The following is a 3,588-nucleotide window of genomic DNA, read 5'->3' on the forward strand; positions in this document are numbered from 1 at the left end:
ACAATGATGAGTTTTCCTCACCAGTCTTAGGAAGCGCTTGGCTACCACGTTTGTGCTTAGGATCTTTCACTTCAGAAGTTGATTCTGAGGCACTTGTTGAGGCAGAGGTTGAAAGACTTGCTGAAGTACTCAATGATGTTGAAATACTTGTTGAAGCACTTGTGCTTTCAGAGGCACTCAAGAATGCTGATGTAGAAGCTGACTCTGATTCTGAAGCGCTTGATGAAGCGGATTCTGAATGATTTACAATGTTTGAAATTGATTCAGAGATTGAAGTTGAAACAGAGATAGATTCTGAAGTTGAAATTGATTCTGAGACTGAGATGCTCGCTGAAGTTGATTCAGATACGCTTACTGATTCTGACGCAGAGACTGAAGCTGAGGCGCTCGCTGATTCTGAGGCAGACACTGAAGCGGATTCAGATGCGCTTACAGATTCTGAGACAGAGACTGAAGCAGATGTGCTGGCTGATTCTGACGCACCTACTGAGGCTGACGTAGATACTGAAGCGGATACGCTTGTTGATGCTGACTCTGAGGCAGAGACGGAATCGGATGCGCTCGCTGATTCTAACGCTGAGACTGAAGCAGATGTGCTTGCTGAGGCTGACGCAGATGCTGAAGCAGATTCAGAGGCGCTTACTGATTCTGAGACAGAGACTGAAGCTGATGTGCTTGCGCTTTGCGACTCGTTCAATGACACAGACTCGCTGGCTGAAGCTGATTCTGAGGCAGACACACTTACTGAAGTTGAAGCTGATGCAGACAACGACTCAGATACACTTGCTGATGCTGAAAGACTTGCTGATGTAGAAGCCGACTCTGATTCTGAAGCGGATGTACTTGCTGATTCTGACTCTGATACAGAAACTGATGCGCTTGCTGATTCTGATGCAGAGACTGAAGCTGATGTGCTTGCTGATTCTGATGCAGATGCTGAAGCTGACTCAGATGCACTTGCTGATTCTGATGCAGATGCCGATTCAGATGCACTTGTTGATTCTGACGCAGAGACTGAGTTTGAAACAGACTGTGATTCTGAGACAGAAGCACTTTCTGATGCAGACACTGAATTAGAGACTGATTGTGATTCTGATACATAGGCTGAGACTGAAGCTGAAACTGAGTTTGAAATAGACTGTGATGCTGAGACAGAAGCACTTTCTGATGCAGACACTGAATTAGAGACTGACTGTGATCCTGAAACAGATGCACTCAATGACGCCGACTCACTCAAGGATGCTGAGTTAGATGTCGAAACCAATTCACTTGTTGAAATGAAGCTTGAAGCCGAGTTCGAAACAGATTCAACAGTTGAAATAATCGCAGAAATTGAAGCACTGAAAGCTTGAGACTGACTTTCAAATACAGAAGCACTTAATGAGCTCGAAGTACTCAATGATACTGATTCAGAAGCCGAAACTGATGCACTCGTGCTCTGCGATTCACTCAATGATGCTGACTCACTAGCTGAAACTGATGCACTTTCTGACGCTGATTCTGAATTAGATACAGACTGTGATTCAGAAACTGAGGCACTCTCTGATGCTGATTCGGAGTTAGATACAGACTGTGATTCTGAGATTGATTCACTTACTGACGCTGACTCTGAAGTTGAAGCAGACTGTGATTCAGAAACTGATGCACTTAATGACGCTGAAACTGAGTTTGACTCGGATTGTGAAGCTGATATTGACTCGCTCTCTGACGCTGAAACTGAGTTTGAAATAGACTGTGATGCTGAGACAGAAGCACTTGTTGATGCAGACACTGAATTAGAGACTGATTGTGATCCAGAAACGGATGCACTCAATGACGCCGACTCACTCAATGATGCTGAATTAGATGTCGAAATCGATTCACTTGTTGAAATGAAGCTTGAAGCCGAGTTCGAAATAGACTCAACAGTTGAAATGATTGTAGAAATTGAAGCACTGAAGGCTTGAGATTGACTTTCAAATACAGAAGCACTTAATGAGCTCGATGTACTCAATGATGCTGATTCAGAAGCCGAAACGGATGCGCTTGTGCTCTGTGATTCACTCAATGATGATGACTCACTAACTGAAACTGATGCACTTACTGACGATGAAACTGAGTTTGAGACTGATTGTGACTCAGAAATTGATTCGCTTACAGATGCTGATTCTGAGTTTGAGACTGATTGCGACTCAGAGACTGACTCACTCTCTGAAGCTGACTCATAATTTGAGACTGATTGTGAATCCGAAATTGACGCACTTACTGAGGCTGACTCTGAAGTTGAAGCGGATTGTGACTCAGATACTGACGCACTTTCTGATGCGGATTCTGAGTTAGACTCTGATTGTGATTCTGATACAGAAGCACTTACTGACGATGACTCGGAATTAGACACTGATTGTGATTCGCTTACTGATGCACTTTCTGATGCGGATTCGAAAGTTGAGACAGATTGTGATTCAGACACTGATGCACTCTCTGAGGCTGATTCTGAGTTTGAAACAGACTGTGATTCAGAAATTGATTCACTTACTGACGATGATTCTGAATTAGACACTGATTGTGATTCAGACACTGACGCACTCAATGATGCTGACCCAGAATTTGAAACAGACTGTGATTCTGAAACTGAAGCACTCTCTGAGGCTGACTCTGAGTTTGAAATAGACTGTGATTCTGATACTGATTCACTTACTGACGATGATTCTGAATTTGAGGCAGATTGTGAGGTTGAAACAGACGCACTTACTGAGACTGAAACTGAGTTCGATTCTGATTGTGACGCTGATGTCGACTCACTCTCTGAAGTTGAAACTGAGTTTGACTCTGATTGTGACGCTGATATCGATTCGCTCTCTGAGGCTGACTCTGAGTTTGAAACGGATTGTGACTCACTAATTGATTCGCTTACAGAAGCTGACTCTGAGTTTGAAACAGACTGTGATTCTGAAATTGATTCACTCTCTGAGGTAGAAACTGAATTTGATTCGGATTGTGAAGCTGATGTCGACTCACTCTCTGAAGTCGAAACTGAATTTGATTCCAGCTGTGATGTGCTTACTGATGCACTTTCTGAAGCTGACTCTGAGTTTGAAACGGATTGTGACTCAGATACTGAAGCACTCTCTGAAGCGGATTCAGAATTTGATACAGATTGTGATTCTGAAATTGATTCACTTACTGAGGCTGACTCTGAATTTGAAACCGATTGTGACTCAGATACTGAAGCACTTTCTGAAGCTGACTCTGAGTTTGAGACAGACTGTGATTCCGAAACTGACTCACTCTCTGAAGTTGAAACGGAATTCGACTCTGATTGTGACTCAGAGATTGACGCACTTTCTGAAGTCGAAACTGAATTTGATTCGGATTGTGACGCTGATGTCGACTCACTCTCTGAGGCTGAAACTGAATTTGATTCGGATTGTGAAGCTGATGTCGACTCACTCTCTGAGGCTGACTCTGAGTTGGAAACAGACTGTGATTCAGACACTGACGCACTTACATAGGATGACTCAGAAGTTGATACTGATTGTGATGTCGACGTTGAGGCACTTTCTGAAGCTGAGACTGAATTTGACTCCAACTGTGATGTTGATGTTGACG

5 protein-coding genes are annotated in these 3,588 nt (G+C 43.4%); all 5 read left to right on the forward strand.

Going from position 1 to position 3,588, the window contains the following annotated elements; translation table 11 throughout:
* A partial coding sequence (locus tag AX663_RS10775) for a hypothetical protein (RefSeq protein WP_269449893.1) occupies positions 1-242 on the forward strand: 242 nt, incomplete at its 5' end.
* Between the two features lie 6 nt (positions 243-248).
* Positions 249-1,103, forward strand: a complete 855-nt coding sequence (locus AX663_RS10595) for a hypothetical protein (protein ID WP_060972867.1) — start codon at positions 249-251, stop codon at positions 1,101-1,103.
* Between the two features lie 330 nt (positions 1,104-1,433).
* Positions 1,434-1,946, forward strand: coding sequence for a hypothetical protein (locus AX663_RS10600; RefSeq protein ID WP_060972868.1), 513 nt, complete (start codon positions 1,434-1,436; stop codon positions 1,944-1,946).
* Between the two features lie 81 nt (positions 1,947-2,027).
* Positions 2,028-2,207 (forward strand): hypothetical protein, encoded by a 180-nt coding sequence (locus AX663_RS10605; RefSeq protein WP_060972869.1) that lies wholly within the window; start codon positions 2,028-2,030, stop codon positions 2,205-2,207.
* 828 nt (positions 2,208-3,035) lie between these two features.
* Complete coding sequence (locus AX663_RS10610) at positions 3,036-3,491, forward strand: hypothetical protein (RefSeq protein ID WP_060972870.1); 456 nt, start codon at positions 3,036-3,038, stop codon at positions 3,489-3,491.
* Positions 3,492-3,588: the final 97 nt, after the last annotated feature.

The sequence above is a fragment of the Streptococcus sp. CCH8-H5 genome, assembly GCF_001556505.1.
In the GTDB taxonomy this organism is placed as follows: domain Bacteria; phylum Bacillota; class Bacilli; order Lactobacillales; family Streptococcaceae; genus Streptococcus.

Excerpts from the sequence above, each read along its gene's own strand:
- AX663_RS10595 (WP_060972867.1), top strand. The coding sequence starts at position 249 with ATGTTTGAAATTGATTCAGAGATTGAAGTTGAAACAGAGATAGATTCT.